The following is a 24,342-nucleotide window of genomic DNA, read 5'->3' on the forward strand; positions in this document are numbered from 1 at the left end:
AAAATTTTTCAAGAAGGATCTAGGCTGATTCTTTTGGCAAATTTAAGGCAAGGGCAGACACAAATCCCAGCAGGGCAGCAAAGAGCAGGGCGTCGGTATAGTTCCCCTGCATGTCAAAGAGAAAACCGGCCAGTGCCGGTCCTGCGAAGCCTGCGACGGCCCAGGCTGTAAAAACCTTTCCGAAGATCGCGGCGCTGTCCCTGCTGTTGTGTTCCCGGGACAAAAAGGCAGGGTAGCTGGTAACAGTTCCACCATAGACAAACCCTGCGAAAGACAGAACGGCGAGGGTCAGCAGGGGATCGGGAACGATGATCATGATGATCAGGGCTACTGAATTCAGCAGGGCGAGTGTTGCAGGGACACAGCGACCTTTCAGTCTGTCCTGAAGAATGCCGCAAAGAAAACTGCCTGCCAGATTGCTGCCTGCAACCAGCATGGGAACCGCCATGAACCACTCTTCTGCCAGTCCCAGACTCGCCGAAAGACCAACGGCGTGTCCCATGACCATCAAGCCGCTGGTCACAGCACAGCCAAAGGCAATCCACAGGAAGGCGATCTTTCTCAGACCAGCCGGAGTTCTGCAGGCTTCTGTTGTGCCTTGCTCTTTTGCATAGGCGAAGGACAGTGCACTTTCCTTCAACAGAAGGCAGGCCAGCAGGCCGGTGCACAGCAGCAGGGCCGCCGAGACCAGTTGCGCACTTTGCCAGCCGCCCAGTGAAAGGGCATGGGCAAACAGGGGCGGTGAAAGCAATGCACCTGTTGCGTAGACAGCGGTGATCATCCCCATGGCACTTCCCCCCTTGTTCGGGAACAGCTGTGCCGAGAATTGCAGGGCGAAGCCGTAGCCCAGACCGTTTGCAGCTCCGAAGAGCAGCCCGTAACCCAGCCAGACAGCCAAAAGATCGGAGGCAAGGGCCGCAAGCAGGCAACCGAGTGAAGCTGTGATCCCTGTGATCAGAGCAAGCACAGAAGAAGGCAGTGCATCATAAAACCGGGGGCCGAGAAGGACCGTTGCAGCCAGAACCACAAGGGCAAGGGAATAGCTCATGCTGGCCATTCCCCGGCTTGTGTTCATGCTCTCTTCCAGAGCAGGGAGCAGCACCGAGAAGGAATGAAGGGAACCCAGGGACAGGGAAAGCAGCAGCAGTGCGGTCATGGCGACCAGAGGCTTCCCCGTTTTTTCCTCTTCGGGATGCATGTTGCGGGCCTCGTTCATTTCCTTTTTCGGGAATCAATGAAGGCCTTGAGAGCGGCCTGTGTCTCTTCTGATCTGAAACAATCGGAGTCATAGGCTTCTTCCAGTGTCAGCACCGTGCTGAAATCGGCATCGGCAGCGGCGAGGAAGGAGCGCTTGATGTTGCGCAGCCCTGTTTTGGGGAAGGAAGCCATGCGCTCGGCCAGTTCCTGTGCTGTCGGGAGCAGGTCTCCGTCTTCGACGACACGGCTGACCAGTCCTACCCGCAGGCTTTCCCCTGCATCCAGCATATCGGTTGTCAGGGCCATATCCATGGCAACAGACAATCCGACCATGCGGGTCAGGAGCCATGTCAGTCCACCCGTCGGGCTGAAACCCATGTAGGCATCAGGCAGTCCAAGCTTCGCGGCCTTGCCTGCAATCCGCAGATCACACATCAGGGCGATTTCCAGTCCGCCTCCCAGAGCGAACCCGTTAATCGCTGCAATCATCGGCTTGTCCAGATCCTGGCTGATGCGCGCCAGCTCCTGATAGAGGGAGGCTGCGCGGGCGAAGTCCTCTTCGGACATCTGCTCCATGGCCTTGATATCTGCACCGGCGCTGAAGGCGCGCCCTGTCCCGGTGATGGTAACCGCACGGACCTCCGGGTTGCTTTTGGCGTCGGTCAGGATCCCGGCCAGCTTCTGCAGGTCGGGAATGTCAAAGGCATTCAGGGCTTCAGGACGGTTCAGGGTGATCCGGAGAACAGCATTGTGGATGTCTGTTTGAATGGTCATGGTTCTACTCCTGGGACTGATAGTTTCTGATAACGCGTTTTGTCTTGTGCTCGGATGCGATGGTTCCCTGTTCCACCAGTTCAACCCTGGTCGCAAAGCCTGCCTTGCGGGCAATGAGGATCTCGGTTTCGTGGGTGAGGTTCTGGTGACGTTCGCCCGGTGTCTCACGGCTGACTTCAACCTGCAGGCGCGGGGCGTAGTCGAAGGGTGGAGGGTTGTCGAGAATGATCCGGAACTCCCCGCTGAGCTCCGGGACGTCATGAAGGATTGTCTGAATGGAAGTCGGGAAGATATTGACTCCCTTGACCACGAACATGTCGTCACTGCGTCCGCGCGTGTGGAAGCGGAAGGAGGTCCGCCCGCAGGCGCATTTTTCGTTTTGGACCTCGACAAAGTCGTGACTGCGCAGGCGCAGCAGCGGCGAAGCTTTCCGGCGAATGGAGGTGTAGACCAGTTCACCCTTTTCACCATCGCGCATTGTTTTGACGGCGCCGGTATCGGGGTCGATCAGCTCGGCAATGACATAGCCGCCTCCGCAAAAGTGCATCCCGTTGTGATGCTCGCATTCGGCGCTCTGGCATCCCAGTTCGGCAATGCCGTAAAGATCGTGCGTGCTCATGCCCCAGGTCTGCTCGATCTTCTGGCGGTATCCCGGAACCTGAAGTCCGGCCTCGCCCGAGAAAAAGCCTTTCCTGATTCCGAGATCGCGTGGATTGATCCCGGCCTCGGCAGCGACCTCGGCAAGACGTACGGCGTAGGAGGGTGTGGAGTAGAGGCACTTGTCACCGGGCAGGTCTGCATACATCTCCAGCAGGGCGCGTGATTTCCCGACACTGTAAGCCATGATCGAGGCTCCCAGATGTTCAAAGGACATGTGATCCATAACGCCACCGGCATAGATCGAATAGTTGAAGCAGTTCAGGACCAGATCGCCGGGGCGGCATCCCAAAATCCAGAGAGCCCTTGCCCCCATTTCGTTGTAGGCGTGGATATCCTCGCGTGTCCAGCCGATGCGCATGGGTTTCCCGCTTGTTCCGCCTGTGCCGACAAGACGGACGATATCCTCCCTCGGCGCACACTGGTGCGGACCGATGAGAGCACCTGCCAGCTGTGTCTGTGCCAGATCCCGCTTTTCTGTGAAGGGAAGGGTCTCCAGCGCTTCGTGGCAGGTGATCCTGTCCGGAGAGATGCCTGCCTGATCGAATCTTTCGCGGTAAAAGGGCGAACTGTTGTAAAGGTAGGACATCTGTTCAGCCAGCAGAGGCGCCTCGAAGCGCTTCAGTTCTTCCGGCGGGAGTGTTTCGAGTTCTTCATCCCAGTAGAGGCGGTTCATCTGCAGGACTCTTTCAATCGTGTCAGGGGGCTTTCCTGCTTTCATTGTTGAAAGAAAAACCTTCCTTTGTGCAGATTGAAAAAAATCATGTTTTGCATACAATCAGCTTATGCAAAATCTTGTCCGTACTCTTCCTCCGCTCCGTTCCCTGCTGGCTTTTGAAGCCGCTGCACGCCTGGGCAGCTTTACCCGCGCAGCCCGCGAACTGCAGGTCAGCCAGCCGGCAATCAGCCGTCAGGTTCGCATGCTTGAGGATGATCTGAAAATCACGCTGTTCAGGCGCGAGCATCGCAAGGTCATTCTGACCGAAGCCGGACAGCACTATTACGAGGCCGTGGTCACAGGGTTCGATCTGATTGCCACCACCGGGCGGCAGCTGTCGGGTGCCGAAACCGCGAAAACGATCACCCTTTATGCGAACTACGGACTTGCGGCCTACTGGTTGATGCCGAAACTGGAAACACTGCAGGGAGCGCAACCTGATCTGTCACTGGCGGTTCAGACACTGGAGGATCAGAAAACCCTGTCGGACCAGGAGCCTGAAATTGCGATCCGCTTCGGAAACGGCAAGTGGAAAGACGGCGAGGCGCGTCTGCTTTTCGGGGAAAGGTGCTTTGCTGTCTGCAGCCCGGACTATCTGGAACGAAGCGCTCCCCTGACCTCTGCACAGGATTTGCTGCAGCATCGTCTGCTGCATGTTGCATCCGGCACTCAGCAATGGATGAGCTGGGAAAACTTCCTGAAGCATTGTGGTGTGGAAGGAGGGCAGCCAAAGGTTCTGTGGTTCAACAACTACACGCTGGCCTTGCAGGCTGCTCTGGCGGGACAGGGAATTGCCATTGGCTGGCAGAACATTGTTGACGAGTTTCTGGAGCGCGGCTGGCTGGTTGCACCGGTCCCGGATGAAATCGAGACCGGCAGCGGATACTATTCCGTGGTCAATCGCGATGTCTGGGAGTCGGAAGATCTGGAGTCTGTCATAAGCTGGCTGCATGGATAATCCCGTTATCCCAGCAGCCTTCCCTTGAGGTGAAATGCCGTGGCTCCGGCTTCGTAGAACAGTTCTTTTGCTTCCGGAAAACTTTCCCGATAGGGCGTCGCGCCGGCGGGCAGGGGCAGTGTGCTCTCATCACCGGAGAGAAGGGCTTCGGCCATAGCCTTGCCAAAGACAGTGCCCGGAGAAATGCCGCGACCGGAATAACCGTGAGCCATCAGGGCCCCGGGACCGATACGGGTGATTTTGGGAATGTGATCTCCCGTCATGGCGATCCGTCCACACCAGCCCTGTTCAAACGGGGTATCGGCAAGCATGGGATAGAGCTGTTTCAGCTTGTGCTGTGCCCAGCTTCTGTGGACGGTGCCTGTCGAACTGTCGAGATTGCCGATCCCGCCAAGGAGCAGACGTCCGGCAGCATCCAGCCTGAACGAGGACATGACTGTTGCCGTGTCCCAGCATCCTTCGCCGCCGGCCATGATCTGGCCTCTGAGGTTGTCACTCAGGGGGGCGGTCGCCATCTGGAAATAGTGAACCGGGCTGAAGGAGGGTGCCGGGATGTCGCCCTGTGCGGGGCTGTGATAGGCATTGGTCGCCATGATCAGTCTGTCTGCCCTGACAGACCCTTTTGCGCTTCGGGCAATCCAGTGGTTTCCATCGTGACGGATCGAGCTTGCCGGGCTGTCCTGATAGAGTTTTGCGCCCTTTGCCATTGCGGCCCTGGCCAGTCCGCGTACGAATCCCAGTGGCTGGATTGTGCCGGCGCGGGCGTCAAACAAGGCGCCATGGACAGCAGGCGAGCCTGTGCGTGCCCGTGCTTCCTCTCTGTTCAGAAGCCTGACGGGAGCCCCCATCTCCTGCAACTGGCTGAAGCGTTTTTCGAGATCCGTCATGCCCGAAGGCGCATGGGCGCAGTGCAGGGAGCCTGCCCGTGTTGCCTCACAGAGGATGGAGTTATCCTCTATAAGGTTGAAAACCAGATCGGGCCCTTGGCCCAGCGCTGTGTTGAGCTTCGTCCCGACCTCTTCCCCGAGGCTTTTGCGCACATCCTGCGGCGGCAGCCACAATCCCGCGTTGACGAGCCCGACATTGCGTCCCGACCCGCCAAAGCCAATGGACCGGGCTTCCAGCAGGGCAACCGAGGCTCCCTGACAGGTTGCGTGCCAGGCTGCGGACACACCGGTAAAGCCTCCGCCGACAATCAGAAGATTGACAGAAAGGTCATCGCAAAGTGCAGGCGCGGCAACCTGTTCCTGACAGCTCTCGTGCCAGAGATTGCCGTGGTTGCTGTCCTTGCTGTTTGGATTCGGGGAAAGCGTCATGTCAAAAGAGGGAGCACAGGCTCCCTCTCCCGGTTCATCAGGTGGTCAGATGTCGAACTTGATGCCCTGAGCCAGAGGCAGCTCGCGGGAATAGTTCACCGTGTTGGTCTGGCGACGCATGTAGCCTTTCCAGGCGTCAGAGCCACTCTCGCGGCCGCCGCCGGTCTCCTTCTCACCGCCGAAGGCTCCGCCGATTTCTGCACCGGACGGACCGATGTTGACATTTGCAATGCCGCAGTCCGAACCAACGGAAGACAAGAAGTATTCTGTCTCGCGGACGTCGGTGCTGAAGATACAGGAAGACAGCCCCTGAGGGACGTCGTTTTGCAGCGCGATGGCCTCGTCCAGATCCTCGTACTTGATCGCATAGAGGATTGGCGCGAAGGTTTCGTGATACATGATGTCTGTCTGGGACGGCATCTCGACAATGGCAGGGTGAACATAGGCTGCATCCGGATAGCTGTCTGCCATGGCCTTGCCGCCACCGTGAACGGTTCCGCCTTCTTTCTGTGCCTGTTCCAGAGAGCTGTGCATTGCATCGGCTGCGGCCTCATCGATCAGGGGGCCGATCAGGGTGCCGTTTGCAAGAGGATCACCGATTGGCAGCTTTTCATAGACAGACACAAGGCGTGGAATCAGCTTGTCATAGACATCCTTGTGGACAATCAGACGGCGCAGGGTGGTGCAACGCTGACCGGCTGTTCCAACCGCAGAGAAGACAATTGCACGAAGCGCCATTTCCAGATCGGCAGACGGAGCCACGATCATGGCGTTGTTGCCACCCAGTTCCAGAATGGTGCGCCCCAGACGCTTGGACATGTCGCCGGCAACGGCGCGTCCCATCGGAACAGAACCGGTTGCTGAAATGATGGGAACGTCTTTTGACGCTGTCAGGGCCTCGCCCAGGTCGCGGTCTCCGATCAGGACCTGGATCAGTCCGTCCGGTGCGTCATCGCCAAATTCTTTCATGGCGTCTTCACAGATTTTCTGAACGGCAAGACCGGTCAGCGGCGTCTTTTCCGATGGCTTCCAGATGACGGGATCGCCGCAGACAAGTGCAAGGGCGGCATTCCAGCACCAGGGAGCAACGGGGAAGTTGAACGCCGTAATGATCCCGCAGGTGCCCATCGGATGCCACGTTTCGCGCATGGAGTGACCCGGGCGTTCGGAGGCGATGGTCAGACCGTAAAGCTGACGGCTGAGGCCAACGGCAAAGTCACAGATATCGATCATCTCCTGCACTTCGCCAAGACCTTCCTGATAGATCTTCCCGCATTCCAGTGTGACCAGTCTGCCGAGGTTTTCCTTTTCACGGCGCAGGGCTTCCCCGAGGAGGCGAACAAGCTCGCCACGGCGCGGGGCAGGAACCTTGCGCCATTTCAGGAATGCGTCCCTGGCTTTGGCAATGGAGCTTTCTGTTTCAGCAAGGCTGTGTTCTGTCAGTGCTGCAATTTCACTGCCGTCAACAGGTGTGAAAACCTTCAGGCTTCCCCCTGTGGTTTGTGCTTCGCTCAAGCCGCAAGCGCGGAGAATGTCCTGGTGTGTCTGTGCCATGAGGCCTGCCTTTCAAAAGGAAAGTCATGCGAATGCTGCATGACCCGAGTTTCTGTTGATCAGCATAATTGCACCTTGAGTCATGAAAGGCTATTGATAGTCTGTCGAAAAGGTATGAGGAAAAATCATAATGCTGCCCCGTCGTTTCCTGCCCTCGCTTGCATCGCTTCTGGCACTGGAAGCTGTCGATCGCCTTGGAAGTGCCTCTGCAGCGGCGGAGGAACTGGCCCTGACGCAGGGTGCTGTCAGCAGACAGCTCAAGGCGCTGGAAGAACAGATGGGAGTGTCCCTGATCCGTCGCGATGCCATGCGTCTGCAACTGACCCCTTCAGCCCGGGAGTACGTGTCGGAGGTGCGCGAACTGTTGCAGCGTCTTGCACAGTCCTCGCTGAAACTGAAAGCCAATCCGACAGGGGGAGGCCTGACGCTTTCCATGCAGCCGGCGTTCGGGATGCACTGGCTGACGCCCCGCCTGAAATCCTTTGTGGGGCGCAATCCGGGTGTGTCGCTGAACCTGCAAACACACACCAATCCCTTTGACTTTGACAGCTCGGGCGTGACGGCTGCGATCCATTTCGGGTCCAGACACTGGAGTCCCCGGGACTGGGGGACACGGGAAAAGGCTGAACTGGATGTTCTGCCCCTGATGGCCAAACAGGTCATCCCGGTCTGTGCGCCTTCCCTGCTGAAACAGCCTGTCAGTGATCCCCTCGAGCTCACAAGACAGCCGCTCCTGCATCTCGATACCCATCCGGAATCGTGGGAGCAGTGGTTTGAACTACAGGGCTGTCCGGCGACCGATTTGAAGGGGATGCTGTTTGATCAGTCCTCAACCATGACCCAGGCAGCCATTCACGGTCTTGGTGTGGCTCTGATTGCCAGCTTTCTGGCAAAGGAGGAAATCGAGCAGGGACGCCTGATGCAGGCCTGTGAGGCCAGAACGGTTTCGCTGGGGCAATACTATCTGGTCTGGCCGAAACGCCACGGGGAAAACGCGGGACTGGTCCGCTTCAGGAGCTGGCTTCAGGACGAAATCCGGGACGGGAACAGCTAGTGGGGGCTTTCCTTGCCCCGTTTGGCCTGAATGCGCCCGGCCAGCCAGTGCAGGACGCTCAGCAGGGCAAAGATCAGCAGAACAGGGACAACCAGCCTCAGGTCCGCCAGCAGGGTTCCGTTAAAGGGCGGGCGACGGAAAACGGGGCCCAGAAAATCATAAAGCCATGCTGTCCCGGCAAGAAGGGGTGCTGTGATCACAAGGGCCAGAAGGTGGTCTTTCAGGCCCGGTTTTGGTTCTTCGCTCATGCCTGTTGGTCTTCCTTTACAGTCTTTGCAGGCTGCTGGTGTCGACAGCAAAAATCAGGATGTTGTCAAGGCGGGTGACCTCGCCTTCCAGACTGACAGAGACAGCGGTGCTGTCCAGCAGCCAGTCCTGTGGAAGCGGTTGTCCGCTTTGGTCTGCCAGCAGGAAAAAGACACTGCCATCCACCGGGGCGGTTGAAACAAAGACAGGGGGCGCGCCACCAATCAGACAGAGGTTTGCGCAGGCCTTGTGCGCGAGGCCCTGACCCGGTCGCATGGCACCCTGATAGCATTTGCCGTCACAGATCTCGCCGTTGAGTTTCCATCGGCCAAGGGGAACGGGATCAGCCGGAACAAAACTGTCTGCCGCCGGATTGACTTCACCCTGACTGGCGCGGAGCTTGATCTTGCCCCCGACCTGCAGCATGTCGATGTCGCCCCGCTTGATCAGGACACCTGAAGCCTCGGCTGCCAGTCCATTGAGAGGTTCCGCTCTTTTCTGGGCCCCTCTTTTGCCCTGACCGGCCAGCAACATGGTTCTGGGTTCCGGATGATCGGCATCCGCAGGCAGGCGCAGCAGGGGATAGGGATAGGCCTGAACCACGCCGGCCAGCTTCTGGGGCTGTCCCCAGACAAAACCGCCGTCACCGGGATTGTTGACGGTCGAGCTGATTGAAAGGGCTGCCCCGGCCGCAAGGCCAATGAGCAGGGCAGAGATCATCCAGAGAAAGGGGCGCAGCGCCTTGGGCGGTTTGGAAGCCCAGCCCATGAAAAAGGGTGCCTTGGCACCGGAGGGTTTGGCAGTGGGAGCACTCATGCTGTTGCAGCCTCCTCACCTGCCAGAAAATCGGCGGGAATGATCACGGGGTCAACGGCTGTTCCGGGTTCATTCGGGTTCTTGTCGACAAGAATGCGGTGCCCGTCCAGCTTCAGGTTATAGGTCGGCAGCTTTTCCGTGAAAGGCGCAGGTGCCCGACCTGTTGCCGGATCGTACTGGAAACCGTGCCATGGACAGGTCACGCAACCGAACTTGATCTGTCCTTCACCCAGCGGGCCGTTCTGGTGTGCGCAGACATTGGACAGCGCGGACAGCTTGCCCTTGCCATAGCGGAAGATTGCAATCTTGTCGCCTTCCGGCGGTGTGACAATGATGGCCTTGTTTTCAACGGTTTCGTCCAGAGTGCCTGCAAAGAGCCAGCGATCATCCTGCTGATCGGCCTGCGCGATGTCTTCGTCAATGGCGTGTTCCCGGCGGGCTGCAACCCAGTGCAGGAGTGAAACCGCCGTCACGCAGAGCCCGGCAACGAGGGCAAACACAGGATTTTTCGCGGTTTGCAGGTAGCCGAGACCAATGTGGAAAACCAGCGCGGCATAGGCAAAATAGATGCCCATGTGGATCTTCTTCCACAGAGGCGGGCCGAGAAAGGTCAGCCAGAAATCGTGGCTGGTCAGTGCCATCACCAGCATGACAAAAAGGGCAAAAATTCCGAAAACCTCAAAGGGGAAACCATGGAACTGGTCAAAGTTCGTGTTGGACCCGAGCAGGGCAACAAAGCGGTCTGTCGGGCTGAAGGCAAAGTACCAGCCCAGCACATATTCTGCGTGTACCAGCGCAATGGCACAGGTGATCACACCAAAGTGCCGGCGGTTGTAAAGCAGGGGCAGGAAGCGTGTGTCCAGTCTTGCCAGCGGACCGATACAGAGAATCATGCTGAGCATCAAAAAGGCGCAGGTTCCGAAGGCCTGCATGCGGATGATGGCTCCATCCAGGGGTTTGCTGACATCCTGGAAAGCCGGGGCAATATCCAGATAGCTGTAGATATAGAGCCCGGTCATAACCAGCAAAACAAGGTCATAGCCCAGTTTGCTGCGGTTCCAGATGACCGGTTCGAACTTTACACTCATGAGGGATTGCTGTCCTGCGCACTTGTTTCTTGTGTTTCTCTGGCTTTTTCGTCGAGCGGAATGGCCACGGCCTCAGGGGGTTGCTGACGGGTCAGGTAGAGACCCAGCAGGATCACCGGCAGGCTCAGGCCGAGGAGGGACCAGATTCTGTAGTGACCATTGCGGACTGTCCGTTTCAAGCTTCAGGCTCCCTTTTCGTCTTTGGCAAGAAGCCACCACCGCCAGAGCACCAGTGGCCAGATGAGCACAACCCCGGGGGCGACGAGAGGGCGGAAGAGGAAGACACCGCGGGCAGAGGGCACGACGCGATCAATCCCGTAGAGGAGAAAAATCACGGCAACGGCCAGTCCGGCCCAGCCATAGTATTCCAGAATCAGGACGATGGTTTCAGGCATGATGAAACTACAGAAAATAAAAGGTCTTTTGTGTGAGGAGTTTAACATGAAAAGCAGGGCAGAGATCATTTTTTTCAAAAAATGTGGTAAAAAATGAACCCCGGAAACGTGATGCCCGACAAAGCCTGTAACAGCAGCGTTGTGCTCCTGTGCGACAAACACAAGCAAGACAATGATGGAGTGTCCTCTCATGAATTCTTTCAGGCTTTTCGCGCTGAGTACTGCGCTTGTTTCCGGGGTTTCCCAGACAGCGGCACTTGCCGAGCAGGTTGGCCACGGCACGTCTGACATGGTCCGGTCCATACAGCTGGAGCTTCCTTCTGAGGCCGTGATTACCGTGCGGAACATGGCAGCGCAAAAACATGTGAACAGCGTACAGCTCGGGACAGTCGGCAATTCGGTTGATTTCACCTATTCCGGTGGGCTCAAGTGCAAGAACAAGAAAAAGGTGCTTCTTTCCAGCGTTGATGTCTATTACGGCCCGCTTTCCTTTGCGGCCAACAAGGCATTGAATACGGCCCTGACAAAACACAGTCAAACGGCCAGTGTGGCTGTTGAGGAAAACGGAATTGCCGAGTCCACACCGCCGGACAACTTCTCCGTTCCTCTCAGCAAGATTTCATCCGGCAGTCCGGTGATTGCGCTGAACCCTGTTGCTGAAATCCAGAAGAAGTTCAATGCGCATGTCCAGGGTGGAGGCTCTGCTGAAGAGTTCTATCAGAATGATCAGGAAGTCGTCGTGAAGCGCCCTCTGTCTCTGGGCGGAACCTGCGCCAAGGCCGGTATCTATAACGATTACAGTCTGAAAAACCATGAGTCAGGCTTTGATGTCGAGATGGCGTCAATCCGCATCCGTTACGAAGGAGATCCCGAGGTCACGGACAAGCCGTTGCTCAATGCCCAGATTCCACAGGGTGGCGGGCTGCCAAACGCCTATGACAACACGGACCCTGTTGACCAGCCTTTCAAGCTGGAGACAGCCGATTTTATCGCCGTACAGAACTACACCGGGAAATGTATTCCGGACAGCAATCCGAAAATCAATATCACCTTCCAGGCCAGCGGGGACATGAAGGGGATCGTTGACCTCTATGTGGTTGCAGAGAGCAACACCTACAATGATACCAACATGGAGTATGCGACGATCGGGGGGATCGCCAATGATCCGGGCAAGGGTCCCGGTTCGGTCTCCTTCTATTTCCCGCTCAGGGAAATTCTGCAATACGAGGATCTGGCCTATCTGGGGCAACCCAACAAAACCATCAGCCACAATATGCGGATCAAGGGGCGTTACCGCAATCAGGGCCTTGGCGAGACCATGTCGGAGCTGCAGGATTTTGGCACTGCTGTTTTCAAGCACCGCTGTATTCCGCAGGTGAACGCAGTGATCAATCAGGGCAACGGCATTCAGGGTTATGACAACAGCGGAACCGGTGAAACGACAAAACTGAAGGTTCTGCCGATTCAGAAAAACAGCGGAGTGCAGCTGAAAAAGCCGTCCCGCGCTGATGACAGCACGCCGGAAACGCCTGTTCTGAAAGTTGCTCCGCAAAGCACCGGATCAACGCGCACCAGGTCCACAAACTGAGCATCGGAAAAGTCAGAGACGCAGGAGATCGGCTTTCTCCTGTGTCTTTTTCTTTAAAAACAACATTCCAAATATAGGAAAATTGCTGTATTTCTGGGGAGCATAAGAGGAGCCAAAAATCTCTTATGTAAAAGCGGGGGCCAAATGAGTGGGAGTTTTTGTGCGGGGCGACTATACAGGCGCGGACGGGGAGGCCTTTTGGGCGTTGTCCTTTCGGTGTGCCTTGGTGCGAAGGTCTTTGCTGCCGGTTTGCCCGAGGCTCGTTTGTCCGAACCTGAAGAGCTGACGCAGCCTCTTCTGATCGAATTCTCTTCCGAACTTGATTTTTTCACGCTGGCGTCCCTTGCTGTCGAGGTTGACGGAGTGGATGTGACCTCCCTTCTTGAACTGGAGGGAAGCAATCTTGCCTACAAGCCGCTCAGAGACTTTGGTGGCGGGGAGCATCAGGTGCGTCTCTTCAGAATTCTGGAGGACGGTTCTTCAGAACTGGTCAGCGAGTGGACTTTTGTCCTGGAGGGGGCTCCGTCCGGGCAGGAGGCACCATCTGTCGGACCTGAAGCGCTGGAACAGAGTGATCCCGGGATTGCCCAGGCCGAGCAGTTTCTGCGTTCCGCCTATTTCCGGGCGGACACTCTGACTGAATTCAGTGCCCGTTTTGCCGACAACAATCTCGACAGTGATCCGGACAACGGCATCCTCTCGGGCGCCGGTGATCTGAACGCCGGTCTTGAGGCCGGGAACTGGACGGTTCAATCGCGTTTGAACTATCTGGTCCAGAGCGAGCAGGAGCTTTCCCTGACGGAACGAGCTGTGGACATCGGTGAATACGACATCTCGGCGCTCTATGACGGGGAGGCCGTTCGCGGTGGCGTTGTGCTGGGGCATCAGTCCGTTGGGCAGAACAGTCTGCTGATGTCTGATTTCTACAGGCGCGGTGGCTCTGTCAGGATCGGCGATGCACGCGGACGTCTGGAAGCCCGGGCCTTTGCCCTGAGCACGCGTTCCCTTGTCGGAGCACGGGATTTTACCGGATTGAATGACAGCAGGAACAGGGTGCAGGGTGGCCAGCTGACAGCCAGACCCTTCTCCTCCGAAGACAACCCGGATGCCTTGACCCTTACGGGCAGTTACTACCGGGGCGAGGGTGACGACAGCGGAGAGGGGTTGTCGAGTGGAATTGATACGCCTGAAGGACAGGGCTGGGGGCTGACCCTTGCCAAGGGCTTTAACAATCTCCAGACTCGTCTGAAGGCTGATTATGCCCTGACCCGCACAGATCTTGACGGCAATGCCGGCGCGGCGCCGGAAGACAGCGCCGAGGCAATCAGACTTCAGGCCAATCACCGCATTTTCGAGGAAGACCTGATCCTCAACGAGAGCAATTTCAACATCGAGACCGGGCTTGGATACGAAAGGGTGGACAGCTTTTTCAATTCCCTGGCCAATCCGGGGCTGGCTGTTGACCGCGATGCCGTGACGGCGAACGCGCTGTTCTACTGGGGCGCCTTTTCCGGCGGGTTGAACCTGCTGACGGAAACCAACAATGTTGACGATCTGGAAAGTCTCCCGACGGACAGGCTGAACACGATTGACGGGTCTTTGAACTATTCCTTCTCCCGTCAGGAAGATGATCTGGCGTGGCTGGGGACACCCTATCTCTTTGCTTCGGGTTTTCACTCGGACCTTTTCAGGGAAGAAACGCCTGCCGGATACACGGGGCCGGACACGGACCTTCAGTCCTCGTCTCTCTCCTTCGGGGGCGGTTCCAGCTATGAAGAATGGAACTGGTCTGCCTCCTACAGCGTTTCGCGTTTTGTGGACCAGACGAATGTCAGCAATGACACCCTCAGCAATCTTGCCGGTGTCTTTGCAGGCTGGCAGGTCAACGAGAGGCTCTATCTGAATTCCGGTATCCAGTTCGGCGTTCTGGAAGATCAGGACCTCGACCGTTACTCCTATACGACCAACATGAACATGGGATTTCGGGCAGAGCTGATACCTGATGTTCTCGACTGGGGGCTTGATTATAATTTGAACCTTGCAAACGGAAGTGGCGACTCAACAGATAGCCATATTCTGAACAGCGAGGTTGAATGGACCGTTCTTCCTCCTGAAACAAACCGCCCCGGCTTTGCCGTTGCATTGCAAGGGGCTCTGGAGGATTTCGATGAATCAACCGACACAAGCATCAATGAAACGGAGTATCAGCTTTTTGTTGTCCTCCGTGTCAAAGCGCCGTTCAGTGTTGGAGGATACTGAGATGCCGGTTCTCGCAAGCCTGAAACGTCTTGTTGTCCTGCTGGGGGTTTTTTGCCTTGCGGGTTTCCAGCAGGCCCATGCCACAGTGAACTCTGTCACCTCGACGCCTTCACCGATTGTTCTGCAGGTGCAGGGCAGCAACAGCGTCAGTGTGATCTGGCGTGTGAACAGAACGAACGCCAACTCCACGGGATCGCCGACGACGACTGAAATTGTTTCCTCCAACAGTGCAACCCTGATCATTGGCGGATCGGTTGTCGAGACCCTTGCGGGGACGATCTCCCAGGCCTCCACAACGCTGCCGGGTGCAGTGACGACTGTAATCTTTCAGGAGACCCTGACCTTCAATGCCGCTGTGGTGCGGCAGATCTTGAATGCAGCCCCCGGGACTGTTGTTGTGCAGCGGCTTTTCTCCGATACCCAGGGCGGGCCTGTCACGGCCCAGGCTGCTGTAACACCGGGAGCAGGCAACGCTGGTCCCCTGTCTGTTACGCGGGTTGATCTGAAGTTCGAGAACAATTCACGCACAGCGATAGCCCGCAAGGGTGATGTCCTGCGTGCCGTTGCCGAACTGAATTTCCGCAGCAGCGGCCTGTTGAATGCCGAGTGGCGGATTGTGGATCCGACAGCCAGTCAGGGTTCGGCCAGAGGGCGCATTCTCGAAGTCGTTCGTCGTCCGCTGGTCAGTTCCGGACAGGGCCGAAACCGTATCTTCAGCCCGCCTCTGCCCACGAGCAGGAATGGCCTCTATCTGCTGACCTTCTTTGTCGAGACCGAGGATGCTTCTGTGGAACTGCCGATTTTGCGTTATGTGGTTCTTGAAGGCTCCCGGGGCGAGGTCACGCGGGACATTGAAACCTTTACCCCGACAGCAGAAGCCCTGATCACGCCGGACACCGTGTTCAACTGGGAAGCTGTCGAGGATGCTGCGGTTTACCGGATCAGTCTCTTCCGCGATGGTGAGAAAAACAGGATCTCGGCGCGGGAGGTCACAGGACAGCAGATCAGGATGTCGCTGCAGGACTTTTCGCTGGAGGGTCTTGTTTCGGGACAGCGTTATGAATGGGTGCTTTCTGCCTATGACAGGAATGGCAATCTGATTGGTGCTTCTCCACGCACCGGATTCTTTGTGCGGTAGTAGTGGTCTGAAAAAGCAGGGCCTCCGGCTTTGCCATAAGGGGTATGAGTATGACAAAGCAGCGTGCGGATGAAGCAAGGGCGCGTGAGCTTTTGGAACAGATCAGCGAGGGCAGTGAAGCGGCCCTCGCTGACTTTTATCGTTTGTTCGAACGGAGCCTTTATCTTTTTGTTCTCTCGAAAATGAACGATTCCTTTGAAGCTGCCGACATAGTTAATGAGACCTTCATGGAGGTCTGGCGCAAGGCCGGATCATTCGAAGGACGCTCAAAAGTGTCAACCTGGCTATTTGGAATTGCCTATTTCAAGACTGTTGATCGCTTCCGCAAAAAGAAGGAAGTTCTGTTTGGCGAGGACGATCACAGGGAAGACCAGGCCGATGAAGGACCTGATGCGATGTCCTGTCTGATAGAGGCAGAGAATGCGCAGCATGTCAGGCATTGTCTGGATCAGCTCAAACCGGTGCAGAAGGCTGTGATGCATTTGGCTTTCTTCGAGGAAAAACCCTATTCTGAGATTGCGGTCGCACTGGATTGCCCTGAAAATACAGTCAAGACGCGGGTGTTCCACGCCAAGCAGGCGATGAAGCATTGCCTGTCACGGTTTATGGGAGCCGAGTGATGAGTGAGCCTACAAATCGAGACTACAGTGAAGAAGAGCTGGAGAAGCTCCTGCCTTTCTATGTTGCCGGTTCGTTGAGCGAGCAGGAGCATATGGCGGTTGAGCAGGCTTTGAACGAAAAGCCCGAATGGCGCGACGAGATCGTTGTGCTGGAACGTATCCGTGACGAGATCAACGAACGGAATGAATCCGTGCAGTCTCCCGGTGAGCTGGGACTGAAGCGCCTGCAAAGGGAATTGCAGAGCGAAAGACGTGCCGGTGTTTCTGTGCCCCAACCGGCAAATGATGAGCCGGGTCGGGCTGCTTCAGGTTCCTTTGTCTGGCGTATTGTTGCCATGGCGGCCTGTTTTGTTCTTGTCCTGCAGACAGCTTTTTTCCTGCCTCAGTCACCTTTCTATCGCGGAGATGAAGCCCGGGAGTCCCTTCAGACAGCCAGCCGGACAGGGGGAGCTCTGACGGCACAGGGTGTTCTGCTGCAAATTGCGTTCCAGCCAACAGCCGAGGAGGAGCAGATCCGGACCCTTCTGTTGTCTGTGGAGGGGCAGATTGTCGACGGTCCAACAGCACTGGGTTTTTATACTGTTGCAATTCCGAAGCGGGATGAAACGGTTCTGGAAAAGATCCTGGCCCGGAAAAATCTGGTTGAGACGGCATACTGGCACACCATCAACGGAGAGTGACCATGTTGAGCCTTGCACAAACCGGACGGTTGCTTTCCTCTCTGGTCAGGATCTTTGCTGTTGCCGCTGTGTTTCTTTGTCTGCTCGGGTCCGTGAGCAATGTGTCGGCCCAGCGGCCGCTTGATGCCAATGGCAATCCAATTCCGGATGCAAACGACAACAGGCCGAATCAACCTGATCCGGCAGCGGGACAGGATCAGGGAAGGCAGCCTGCTGTTCCTCCCCGTCCTGCTCCTGTAGCACGCCCTGCCCCCGGAGAGCCGCGCGATTTTGTAATCACGGGGACGCTGCCTGCCTGTTTTCAGCGGGGGGCCTCGCTGGTTTTCTCGGGCCGCGATCTGGACCAGCTGAGGGGGAAAAGCCTGTCGCTGCGATTCAAAAACCGGAAATCCTTTGAGCTGAGGCAGGACAGCGTTGCCAGCAATCTGCTGGTCACCCGTCTGCCGAACGCCTTCTGGACGGAAAAGCTGTCGGGCTATGCCAGTCTTCTTGTTGAAGGGGTTGCAACGCGCCATGGTCTGGATGTTGTCCTGTGTGATGAACAGGACAGACCCGCCGGAGAGCTGGTGATCCTGTTCGAGGGGAGCGCCGATTTTGGCAAGCTGCAGGCGGAGCTTCGGGATGATTTCGGCCTGCAGACGCTGAGTGCTGAATTCCTGGATATTCTCGAGCTGTCCCTGTTGCGGTTGAAAACGCCGGAGGGCTGGGACCTTCCGCAGTTGGAGGCTTTGAAAAAACGCTACCCCCGCGCGGTTGTTGATTTGAACGATGATCTTGAGGAAGCCGCACGGCCCCGTGTCTATTCGCGGAAGGTTCTGGGCTGGGATGAATCCTGTGCAGGCAATCTGACGGAACAGGACTGGACGAACTTTTCGGTTGCCGTGATCGATGGTGCTGTCAAAAGCAATCATCCGGCTTTCAAGGGGCAGCGGATTGTTCAGAGATCCTTTCTGGACAAGGTGGATCGGCCTGAAGAACAACACGGAACGGCGATTGCGTCCCTGTTGATCGGGGCCAATCCCGTTCAGGGTTATAACGGTTTGATTCGCGGGGTGACGCTCTATCAGGGGGTGGTGGTGCGCAAGTCCATTGCGGGTTTCAAAACCAAGGGCGGCGCGCGGGTCAGTGCGATTGTCCCTGCACTGAACTGGGCCTTGAAGCAGAAGGTTCGCCTGATCAATCTTTCGCTGGTGACCCAGAAGAACAACGGTGTTCTGTCCAAATCCGTGGGTCGGGCGGTGGCAAAGGGGGCACTGATCTTTGCGGCGGTTGGCAACAACAGACAGCGGGATCGTGATTTCTACCCGGCCGCACAGAACGGGGTTTTTGCCGTCTCTGCCATTGATGCGCTGAAGCGTCCCTATGCCTATGCCAATCAGGGAGGCTTTGTCGACTTTACGGCGCCGGGGGTGGACCTCTGGGTCGCGTCTGCCAAAGGAGGAGGCGTCTATTCCAGTGGAACATCCTTTGCCTCGCCACTGGCAATGGCCGTAGGGGCGCAGATGCTGTTGCGCAACCGGAAGCTGTCCCGCTCCCTGCTGTATCAGTTGATGAAGAGCCGCGTTGTTGATCTTGGCAAGGCCGGCAAGGACAACACCTTTGGCCTGGGACTGGTCACGCCCGGCTGCTAGTTGAGTTCTGTCGGGTCCTCGATGGGACGGGTTGTTGCCCTGAGGATCAGACGGGTTGAGACTTCCCTGTGTTCTCCCGGCAGGTCGGGGGTTTTTCGTCTGTCCAGAATGCGCTGGACAATCCAGTTGGCTGTTTCTTCCAGCGGATAGTGAATTGTCGAGAGAACATCCGGTGCGTGTCCGAGGCTGCGTGAGTTGTCAAACCCGACGACCGACAGTTCGTCCGGGACGCGAATGTGAAGCTTGCGCGCAGCCGTCAGGGCCATATAGGCCAGTGTGTCGTTCGCGCAGATCAGTCCGTCCATTCCGGCAGAGCGCAGTTTTCCCAGACCGGTCAGAATATGATCCGGACAATCCGGATGCGCGGTGTTGTAGCCGATCCGGCCCAGCAGGGTGAGGCCTGCTGCCTCCAGAGCCTTTTCGCAGGCCGCCTGTCGTTCGCTGTCAGAGGGCGGACGGTGTTCTGTTCCCAGATAGCCGATGGATTTGCACCCGCTCCGGATCAGAAATTCTGTTGCGGTCCGGACCGTTGAGCTGTCTGCCGCAATGGAATCAAGATTGACCGCTTTGGCCCGGCTGCCTGAAACGATCAGGGGAACCTGGTGACGCGCGTAACGTTCCAGTGTCTCCGGCCTCATGCTGCCCTGGGCAACGATTGTTGCGCAGACCTGGTAGTCCAGGGCTGTCATCAGGGCGTCATCGATCTTTCCGTCCTGCGGCTTGGGGATCAGGAGCAGTTGCAGACCCTCTTCGCTGAGCTTCTGGGCCAGCCGGTCCCGCAGGTGGGCTTCAAAGGTTGTCCGCAGGGTTCCGGTGATCAGGGCCACGAGGTTGATGTTGGTCTGTGTCAGGGCGCGGGCAAGGGCGTTCGGGCGATAACCAAGCTTGTCGGCGGCTTCGTAAACCTTTTTCTGCATGGTTTCGGATACAGAGGCGTTCTTGCTGAAGACCCGTGACACAGCGGCGGCAGAGACGCCTGCCTCGCGCGCAACATCCTTGATCGTAACCTTGCTCACAGTTTCAAACCTTTATGCAATTGTTTTCATTGAAAAGAAAACGTTTTCATGGATATGTTTTTCACGTTCTGGAGAGATTATCCCTTATATTTTATTGATAATAAAGAGAAATTTGGAAAAATGAATTGTAAGAAAATCTCTAATTTCCTGTAAAATCCCTGTAATCTTTCATCTGTAGCCTGTTTGTTGAAAGCGTTTTCATGCGCTTCGTTTTGATGTACACTCCCTGTTCAGGCGTCTTCGGAGGCGCTGGCAGGAGTGTGTTTTCCTTTGTCTCTCATTCCCGGGCGTTGCCCCCACAAATTGGAGAAATTCAATGCTTCGTTTTGTTACTGCTGCTGCGACAGCGGCTCTTCTGGCAAGTTCTGCGCATGCAGCGACCAACATCACCTGGTGGCACGCAATGGGCGGCAAACTTGGTGAAACCGTGAACACCATTGCAAGCGATTTCAATGGCTCCCAGTCTGCCTGTTCCATCGAAGCAATCTACAAGGGGTCCTACGAGGAAGCCCTGACAGCCGGTATTGCTGCTTTCCGTGCGGGCGAAGCACCAAACATCATCCAGATCTTTGAAGCCGGTTCCGCTTCCATCATCTATGCGAAGGGTGCGGCCTATCCTGTTGAAGACCTGATGACTGAAGCGGGTCACGATTTCGATTCCGAAGACTATATCGCAGGTATCCGGAACTTTTACACGGATCCGTCAGGCAAGATGATCGGTATGCCGTTCAACTCCTCCACTCCTGTTCTCTACTTCAACAAGGCTGCGCTGGAAAAGGCCGGTGTTGAAGCGCCAAAAACCTGGGAAGAGTTCGAAGCCATTGCGCCAAAGCTGGTTGAAGCCGGTTTCATTCCGCTGTCCCAGTCTCACACACCATGGATCTGGACTGAAAACTTCATGTCCCGTCATAACCTGCAGATTTCCGACAATGGCAACGGCTATGACGGTGCGTCCAAGGAACTGAAGTTCAAAAATGACGATCTGGTATTCCACTTCACAAAGGCGAAAGAGTGGAAGGACAAGGGCTGGTACGGTTACTACGGTTCCAAGTGGGGTGACAACCGCGTGCCGTTTGAAAAGGAAGAGGTCGCGATGTGGCTCGGTTCTTCCGGTTCCTTTGGCGGTTTGAAAACAACAGCCCAGTTTGATTTCGGCACAACATACCTGCCGTACTGGAACGAGATTGCCAAGCAGGACGGTGGCTACAACACCTTTATCGGCGGTGCTGCACTCTTTGCCTTCTCCGGGAAGTCTGAAGAAGAAAACAAGTGTTCAGCTGCGTTCTTCGAGCATCTCTCCTCTCCTGAAACACAGGTCTTCTGGCACAAGGAAACAGGATATGTTCCGATTACTTCTGCGGCCTATGACCTTGCGAAATCAGAAGGTTATTACGAGCAGGAGCCTGGTGCCGAAGTGGGTATCAAGCAGTTGAACCTGTCCGGTGGTGAGTGGACCCGTGGCTACCGTCTCGGTTTCTACCTGCAAATCCGTGAAGTGATGAACCAGCAGTTCGACAAGCTTTTCGCGGGTGAGACAACACCTGAAGCTGTTTTTGAAACTGTGGATGAGGAAGGCGGCAAGCTGCTGGCCCGCTTCGCAAAAAGCACCGGTCAGTAATCCCTGATCTTCAAGAGGCGGAGGCTCCTGTTCCAGGGGCCTCCTTCCCTGTATTCGGGCTGCCTGACGGGCACCTGTTCCATCAGCGTTTTCGGGGTGATTTCCCAAATGAAAAAGCAACTGTTCGGGCACTCCGTGGTGCCATACATTTTTATTGCCCCGCAGTTGGCAATTATTTCGATCTTTTTCCTCTGGCCTGCCGCCCAGTCAGTCCAGCTTTCTTTTTATCTGGAAGACCCCTGGGGGCTTGGCAGTACCTTTGTCTGGTTTGACAACTATATCGAGGCCCTGACCAGCGAGAGCTATTACAATTCAGCGCTCTTTACGGTGATCTTTTCCAGTTTTGTCGCTTTTTTCTCCATGGCAATTGCCCTCTTTCTCGCGGTTAAGGCCGACGTGGTCATCCGGGGGCAGGCCACCTACAAGGTGCTGCTGATCTGGGCCTATGCCGTGGCTCCGGCGGTTGCCGGCCTGATGGCTGTGTTCCTGTTCAACCAGCACCTCGGGCCTTTTTATGCCTTTTTCAATTTCTTCTGGGACTACGATCACAAGATCGACGCCTTTGATGCGACCTTTGTTCTGATTCTGGTTGCGGTCTGGAAGCAGGTGAGTGTGAACTTCGTCTATTTTCTGGCGGGCCTGCAGTCCATTCCCAAGGCGGTCAAGGAAGCTGCAGCCATTGACTGCAAGTCGGACACCAGACGGTTCTGGACAATTGTCTTTCCGCTTCTGGCACCGACGACCTTCTTCCTGCTGATCATCAACCTGACCTATGCGCTGTTTGAAACCTTCCCGATTATTGATGTCCTGACCCGCGGACGCCCCGGGGGAGAAACCAGAACCCTGGTCTACAAGGTGTATCAGGATGGTTTCCTCGGCGCCGATCTGGGCGGCAGTTCCGCGCAATCCGTTATTCTGATGATCATCGTCATGATCCTGACCATTATCCAGTTCCGCTATATTGAGCGGAAGATCCACTATTGAGGAGGCGAGTGATGTACAACAAACACAAAACCATCCTCAATCATGTCATTCTGATCCTCGGTATTGTCTTTCTGATGCTGCCGATCTGGATTGCCTTTGCCTCCAGCACGCACACTGCGGAGCACATTGCCCGCGAAGGTGTTCAGTTCTGGCTGGGGGACAACTTCTGGGGCACCTACAGCGGTCTGCTGAGCGGGGAGTCCGGACTCTTTGCCGAAACGGATGGCAACAGCGACCAGGTCAAGGGAGTCGGGGCAGGGATCATGCTCAAGAACTCCATCATTCTGGGGCTTGGCTTTGCGATAGGGAAGATTATCATTTCCATGACGGCCGCCTATGCGATTGTCTATTTCCGCTTTCCCCTCGGCAACTTCTTCTTCTGGATCATTTTCCTGACCCTGCTGCTGCCGCTGGAGGTCCGCATCATCCCGTCCTACGAGATTGTGGCCCAGCTGGGACTGCTGAACAGCTATACGGGGCTGATCCTGCCGCTGATTGCCTCTGCGACGGCAACCTTCTTCTTCCGGCAGTACTACAAGTCGATCCCGGATGAGCTTCTGGAGGCGGCACGTCTGGACAATGCAGGGCCTCTGCGTTTCTTCTGGGATATCCTTGTGCCCCTGTCGCGCACCATGATTGCCGCGATTTTCATCATCATGTTTGTCGTAGGCTGGAACCAGTACCTCTGGCCGATCCTGATGACCACTGACGAGAACCTCTACACCTTGCTGCTGGGGATCAAGAACGTCGTTAATGTCCTCGAGGAAGGCAAGATTCCTGCCTTTAACCGCGCCTTTGCCCTGTCGATTATTGCGATGCTGCCTCCGGTCATGATCGTGATCTTCTTCCAGCGCTGGTTCATCAAGGGACTGGTCGAGACCGAAAAATAACAGCCACCGAATGGCTTGAGGGATGCTGCTGGCAGCATCTGAACCCAACACTGTTTTTATAAGAGAAGTAAAATGGCGAAACTTGAACTGACATCGGTGGTCAAAACCTATCCAAACGGTCACGAGGCGGCCAAGGGTGTCAATGTGACAATTGAGGACGGCGAGTTTGCGGTCTTTGTCGGTCCCTCCGGGTGTGGAAAGTCCACGCTGCTGCGCATGATTGCGGGACTTGAGACTGTTACCGATGGTGAAATCCGTCTCGGGGATCGCGTGATCAACACGCTGGAGCCTGCGGATCGCGACATTGCGATGGTTTTCCAGAACTATGCGCTCTATCCGCACATGACAGTGCGCAAGAACCTGGCCTATGGCCTGATCAATCGCAGGTTTTCAAAGGAGGAGATCGAAAAGCGCGTGCAGGAAGCGGCGCGTCTGCTGCAGCTGGAAGAATATCTGGACCGTCGTCCGCAGCAGCTCTCTGGTGGTCAGCGCCAGCGTGTGGCCATGGGACGTGCGATTGTGCGGGAGCCGGAAGCCTTCCTGTTTGACGAGCCCCTGTCCAATCTGGATGCCAAGCTGCGCACCCAGATGCGCCTTGAAATCAAACGCCTCCAGAAGCGTCTGGGTGTGACGGCTGTCTACGTCACCCATGATCAGGTCGAAGCCATGACCATGGCCGATCGCATTGTGGTTCTCAATCACGGTCGTATCGAGCAGGTTGGCACCCCGCACGAGGTCTATCACAAACCGGCCTCGCTTTTTGTTGCGAGCTTCATTGGCTCTCCGTCGATGAACCTGATGGATGTTTCGGTCGGGAATGGTCAGGCGCTTTTTGGTGAAGGGCTGATGGTTCCGCTGTCACAGACCGTGTCCCAAAGCGAGGTGAAGCTTGGCGTTCGCCCGGAACGTCTGTCGCTGGAAGCAGCAGGCACAACGGCTGAAGGCCGGGTGAGCCTGCCTTTCTCTGTCAATCTGGTCGAGGAGCTGGGAGCAAACCGTCTGATCTATGGCCAGATCGGTGAGCACAGCGTCACGGTGAGCCAGAACAGTGATCTGCCCCTGCCGTCCGGTGAGGCTGTCGTGCTGTTCGATCCTGCCGACATTCATCTTTTTGATTCGCAAAGCGGCAACAGGATCTGAGGAGC

The 24,342-nt window shown here is 56.4% G+C and carries 23 protein-coding genes; 12 read left to right on the plus strand and 11 right to left on the minus strand.

The annotated features are described in order from the left end of the window. Positions 1–19: 19 nt before the first annotated feature. From AAAH10_RS12070 to AAAH10_RS12080, 3 genes are read right to left on the minus strand one after another with little or no spacing between them, the layout of a single operon-like run. The gene (locus tag AAAH10_RS12070) at positions 20–1,216 is read right to left on the minus strand and encodes an MFS transporter (RefSeq protein ID WP_343563871.1); all 1,197 of its coding nucleotides are present in this window, start codon (positions 1,214–1,216) and stop codon (positions 20–22) included. Next, positions 1,213–1,971, minus strand: coding sequence for an enoyl-CoA hydratase/isomerase family protein (locus tag AAAH10_RS12075; RefSeq protein ID WP_343563873.1), 759 nt, complete (start codon positions 1,969–1,971; stop codon positions 1,213–1,215). Before AAAH10_RS12075 ends, AAAH10_RS12070 begins: the two co-directional genes overlap by 4 nt. A 4-nt stretch (positions 1,972–1,975) precedes the next feature. Next, on the minus strand, positions 1,976–3,304 hold the full coding sequence (locus AAAH10_RS12080; protein ID WP_343563875.1) for a phenylacetate--CoA ligase family protein: 1,329 nt from the start codon (positions 3,302–3,304) through the stop codon (positions 1,976–1,978). A gap of 109 nt (positions 3,305–3,413) precedes the next feature. Here AAAH10_RS12080 and AAAH10_RS12085 point away from each other — a divergent pair, with 109 nt between their 5' ends. Continuing rightward, a complete protein-coding gene (locus AAAH10_RS12085) occupies positions 3,414–4,304 on the plus strand; it encodes a LysR substrate-binding domain-containing protein (RefSeq protein ID WP_343563877.1) in 891 nt (296 codons plus the stop codon). A 5-nt stretch (positions 4,305–4,309) separates the two neighbouring features. Here AAAH10_RS12085 and AAAH10_RS12090 read toward each other — a convergent pair whose 3' ends face one another. Continuing rightward, positions 4,310–5,620: an NAD(P)/FAD-dependent oxidoreductase gene (locus tag AAAH10_RS12090; protein ID WP_343563879.1), complete on the minus strand. Its 1,311-nt coding sequence runs from the start codon at positions 5,618–5,620 to the stop codon at positions 4,310–4,312. Between the two features lie 45 nt (positions 5,621–5,665). Further along, positions 5,666–7,174 carry an L-piperidine-6-carboxylate dehydrogenase gene (amaB, locus tag AAAH10_RS12095; protein WP_343563881.1) on the minus strand — a complete coding sequence of 503 codons (1,509 nt, stop codon included), beginning with the start codon at positions 7,172–7,174 and terminating at the stop codon, positions 5,666–5,668. A 130-nt stretch (positions 7,175–7,304) separates the two neighbouring features. Here amaB and AAAH10_RS12100 point away from each other — a divergent pair, with 130 nt between their 5' ends. Continuing rightward, positions 7,305–8,228: a LysR substrate-binding domain-containing protein gene (locus AAAH10_RS12100; RefSeq protein WP_343563883.1), complete on the plus strand. Its 924-nt coding sequence runs from the start codon at positions 7,305–7,307 to the stop codon at positions 8,226–8,228. On the opposite strand, the gene AAAH10_RS12105 is transcribed toward AAAH10_RS12100, so the two are convergent. From AAAH10_RS12105 to AAAH10_RS12125, 5 genes are read right to left on the minus strand one after another with little or no spacing between them, the layout of a single operon-like run. Beyond that, entirely contained in the window at positions 8,225–8,476 is a 252-nt protein-coding gene (locus AAAH10_RS12105; protein WP_343563885.1) for a hypothetical protein, read from the minus strand. The genes AAAH10_RS12100 and AAAH10_RS12105 overlap by 4 nt on opposite strands. Before the next feature lie 16 nt (positions 8,477–8,492). Then, the gene (locus tag AAAH10_RS12110; protein ID WP_343563887.1) at positions 8,493–9,290 is read right to left on the minus strand and encodes a hypothetical protein; all 798 of its coding nucleotides are present in this window, start codon (positions 9,288–9,290) and stop codon (positions 8,493–8,495) included. Beyond that, the gene (locus AAAH10_RS12115) at positions 9,287–10,378 is read right to left on the minus strand and encodes a Rieske 2Fe-2S domain-containing protein (RefSeq protein WP_343563889.1); all 1,092 of its coding nucleotides are present in this window, start codon (positions 10,376–10,378) and stop codon (positions 9,287–9,289) included. The genes AAAH10_RS12110 and AAAH10_RS12115 overlap by 4 nt, the downstream gene beginning before the upstream one ends. Then, complete coding sequence (locus tag AAAH10_RS12120; RefSeq protein ID WP_343563891.1) at positions 10,375–10,557, minus strand: hypothetical protein; 183 nt, start codon at positions 10,555–10,557, stop codon at positions 10,375–10,377. The genes AAAH10_RS12115 and AAAH10_RS12120 overlap by 4 nt, the downstream gene beginning before the upstream one ends. A 3-nt stretch (positions 10,558–10,560) precedes the next feature. Beyond that, a complete protein-coding gene (locus AAAH10_RS12125) occupies positions 10,561–10,773 on the minus strand; it encodes a hypothetical protein (protein ID WP_343563893.1) in 213 nt (70 codons plus the stop codon). Between the two features lie 190 nt (positions 10,774–10,963). Here AAAH10_RS12125 and AAAH10_RS12130 point away from each other — a divergent pair, with 190 nt between their 5' ends. The 6 genes from AAAH10_RS12130 (at position 10,964) to AAAH10_RS12155 (ending at position 18,689) form a co-directional block, all read left to right on the plus strand. Further along, positions 10,964–12,361 (plus strand): hypothetical protein, encoded by a 1,398-nt coding sequence (locus tag AAAH10_RS12130; protein ID WP_343563895.1) that lies wholly within the window; start codon positions 10,964–10,966, stop codon positions 12,359–12,361. Positions 12,362–12,559: 198 nt separating this feature from the next. After that, on the plus strand, positions 12,560–14,620 hold the full coding sequence (locus tag AAAH10_RS12135) for a hypothetical protein (RefSeq protein WP_343563897.1): 2,061 nt from the start codon (positions 12,560–12,562) through the stop codon (positions 14,618–14,620). Between the two features lies 1 nt (position 14,621). Then, positions 14,622–15,758 carry a hypothetical protein gene (locus AAAH10_RS12140; RefSeq protein ID WP_343563900.1) on the plus strand — a complete coding sequence of 379 codons (1,137 nt, stop codon included), beginning with the start codon at positions 14,622–14,624 and terminating at the stop codon, positions 15,756–15,758. A gap of 50 nt (positions 15,759–15,808) precedes the next feature. Next, complete coding sequence (locus tag AAAH10_RS12145; protein ID WP_343563902.1) at positions 15,809–16,378, plus strand: RNA polymerase sigma factor; 570 nt, start codon at positions 15,809–15,811, stop codon at positions 16,376–16,378. Further along, on the plus strand, positions 16,378–17,058 hold the full coding sequence (locus tag AAAH10_RS12150) for a hypothetical protein (RefSeq protein WP_343563904.1): 681 nt from the start codon (positions 16,378–16,380) through the stop codon (positions 17,056–17,058). The genes AAAH10_RS12145 and AAAH10_RS12150 overlap by 1 nt, the downstream gene beginning before the upstream one ends. 2 nt (positions 17,059–17,060) lie before the next feature. Next, the gene (locus AAAH10_RS12155; protein ID WP_343563906.1) at positions 17,061–18,689 is read left to right on the plus strand and encodes a S8 family serine peptidase; all 1,629 of its coding nucleotides are present in this window, start codon (positions 17,061–17,063) and stop codon (positions 18,687–18,689) included. Here AAAH10_RS12155 and AAAH10_RS12160 read toward each other — a convergent pair. Further along, the gene (locus AAAH10_RS12160) at positions 18,686–19,705 is read right to left on the minus strand and encodes a LacI family DNA-binding transcriptional regulator (RefSeq protein WP_343563909.1); all 1,020 of its coding nucleotides are present in this window, start codon (positions 19,703–19,705) and stop codon (positions 18,686–18,688) included. The two genes, AAAH10_RS12155 and AAAH10_RS12160, sit on opposite strands and share 4 nt — an antisense overlap. Before the next feature lie 316 nt (positions 19,706–20,021). Here AAAH10_RS12160 and AAAH10_RS12165 point away from each other — a divergent pair, with 316 nt between their 5' ends. The 4 genes from AAAH10_RS12165 (at position 20,022) to AAAH10_RS12180 (ending at position 24,337) form a co-directional block, all read left to right on the plus strand. Next, positions 20,022–21,323, plus strand: a complete 1,302-nt coding sequence (locus AAAH10_RS12165) for an extracellular solute-binding protein (RefSeq protein ID WP_343563911.1) — start codon at positions 20,022–20,024, stop codon at positions 21,321–21,323. Positions 21,324–21,431: 108 nt separating this feature from the next. Next, positions 21,432–22,307, plus strand: a complete 876-nt coding sequence (locus tag AAAH10_RS12170) for an ABC transporter permease subunit (protein ID WP_343563913.1) — start codon at positions 21,432–21,434, stop codon at positions 22,305–22,307. Between the two features lie 11 nt (positions 22,308–22,318). Continuing rightward, the gene (ugpE, locus tag AAAH10_RS12175; protein WP_343563915.1) at positions 22,319–23,197 is read left to right on the plus strand and encodes a sn-glycerol-3-phosphate ABC transporter permease UgpE; all 879 of its coding nucleotides are present in this window, start codon (positions 22,319–22,321) and stop codon (positions 23,195–23,197) included. A gap of 72 nt (positions 23,198–23,269) precedes the next feature. Then, entirely contained in the window at positions 23,270–24,337 is a 1,068-nt protein-coding gene (locus AAAH10_RS12180; RefSeq protein WP_343563917.1) for an ABC transporter ATP-binding protein, read from the plus strand. Positions 24,338–24,342 lie beyond the last annotated feature (5 nt).

This window comes from Carbonatibacter coralli (genome assembly GCF_039592655.1).
Classification (GTDB): domain Bacteria; phylum Pseudomonadota; class Alphaproteobacteria; order Kiloniellales; family Kiloniellaceae; genus Carbonatibacter; species Carbonatibacter coralli.